Source organism: Mycolicibacter engbaekii, assembly GCF_002101585.1.
Taxonomy (GTDB): domain Bacteria; phylum Actinomycetota; class Actinomycetes; order Mycobacteriales; family Mycobacteriaceae; genus Mycobacterium; species Mycobacterium engbaekii.
On sequence record NZ_LQOT01000003.1, the window covers coordinates 1 to 1,252 of the forward strand.

A 1,252-nucleotide genomic window follows, 5' to 3' on the forward strand; every position below is an offset into this window, starting at 1 on the left:
TGTGGTGAGTCGGGTCATGGGTTACACATGAGTCGCGTCATCGGTTACGGATTTCCCCGGCTTTTTCCGGGGGTTTTCTGTTTGTTGGGCCAGTAGTTGTGGTCGGGGTCGATGTGGTGGCTGGCGATGACGTGGTGGCCGGTTTTGCTGATGACGGTGACGGTGGTGGCGGTAACCAGGATCAGGACGGGTGTGCCGGCGTGGGCGCGGCCGATACCGAGGTGGTGCAGGCGGCTGCCGTGGCGCAGGGTGAGTTTGCCGAAGTGGTCGACGACGTCGGTGCGTAATCGGATGGCAGTGCTGGGTTGGTTGCCGGGGGTGGCTTTGGGGCGGGCGAGGTAGGCCTGTTCGGGGGTGATGTGGTGTGGGTGGGCGCGGTGGCCGCGTTCGGTGTTGTAGATGACGCGGAAGACATCGAGGAGACCTTGGAGTTCGGCCAGGGTGGCGGGGCGGGGGCGTGCGGCGAGCCAGCGTTTGAGGGTTTGGTGGAAGCGCTCGATCTTTCCTTGGGTCTGGGGGTGGCCGGGGTGCCCGTTTTTCTGGGTGATGCCCAGGGCGGCCAGGAGTCGTTCGAAGTCGTTGTGGCCGCCGGTGAATCGGGAGGTGTAGACCGAACCGTTGTCGGTCAGTGTGGCTGCGGGCAGCCCGAATTCGCAGCTGGTGGCGGTGAAGCTGGCGACGACGTCGGGGCCGGCGACGCGGCGGTGGGCGGTGCACGCTAGTAGGTAGCGGGAGTGGTCGTCGAGCCAGTTGAGGATCTCGGTGTCGGTGCCATCAGCGAGGCTCCAGTGGGTGAAGTCCGATTGCCAGCATTGGTTGGGTTGGTCGGCTTGGAAGCGGTGGTAGGAGCTGCGGGGGCGTTTGCGGGGTTGGGGGGTGATCAGGCCGTGGTGGTGCAGGATGCGCCGGATGGTGGAGGTGGATGGCACTGACAGGCCTTGGCGGGCCAAGTGGTTTTGCAGGGTGATGGGGCCGGCGTCGAGGCCTTCAGCGGTGAGTTCTTCGCGGAGTAAAACGATGGCGGCGATGACGTCATCGGAGATCCTGCGGGGGTTGCTCGCAGGGCGCCGGGAGCGGGGTTCGAGCGCATCGAGGCCACCGGTTCGGTAGCGGGTCAGCAGGCGGTAGAGGTGTTGGCGGGATAGCCCGTAGGTGCGGGCTGCAGCAGTCACCGACAGGTTTCCACTGAGGACTTCCAGGACGGCCACACGCGCTTTGGACATGACCCATGACTGTCACCTATGACGCGGCT

The 1,252-nt window shown here is 65.3% G+C and carries 1 protein-coding gene; it reads right to left on the reverse strand.

The window, feature by feature from the left end:
- Nucleotides 1–44 precede the first annotated feature (44 nt).
- On the reverse strand, nt 45–1,223 hold the full coding sequence (locus AWC02_RS00060; protein WP_085126088.1) for an IS481 family transposase: 1,179 nt from the start codon (nt 1,221–1,223) through the stop codon (nt 45–47).
- Nucleotides 1,224–1,252: the final 29 nt, after the last annotated feature.

Bases quoted from the DNA above. Each gene is read 5' to 3' on its own strand.
- AWC02_RS00060 (WP_085126088.1), bottom strand. From the start codon at position 1,223: ATGTCCAAAGCGCGTGTGGCCGTCCTGGAAGTCCTCAGTGGAAACCTG.